Origin of the sequence: Corynebacterium sp. 5QC2CO (genome assembly GCF_024580435.1) — a bacterium.
GTDB classification, from domain to species: domain Bacteria; phylum Actinomycetota; class Actinomycetes; order Mycobacteriales; family Mycobacteriaceae; genus Corynebacterium; species Corynebacterium jeikeium_D.
Map to the genome: position 1 here is coordinate 1 of NZ_JANIKI010000042.1, position 261 is coordinate 261.

1 rRNA gene is annotated in these 261 nt (G+C 58.2%); it reads left to right on the plus strand.

The window, feature by feature from the left end:
- Window positions 1–261, plus strand: a 23S ribosomal RNA gene (locus tag NQ014_RS10855); the annotation flags it as partial.

The window sequence follows — 261 nt, forward strand, 5'->3', positions numbered from 1 at the left end:
CAGGGTGAGTCGGGACCTAAGGCGAGGCCGACAGGCGTAGTCGATGGATAACGGGTTGATATTCCCGTACCCGTGTGTCCGCGCCCATGGTGAATCAGGGATACTAACCCACCTGAACACCCGCCTTGTGCTGACCTTCGGGTTGGTTGGTGTGTGTGATGCTGGGGACCTGAACTGGTAGTAGCCAAGTGATGGGGTGACGCAGGAAGGTAGCCGTGCCACGTGATGGATATCGTGGTGTAAGCGTGTGGCCCGTGTTCT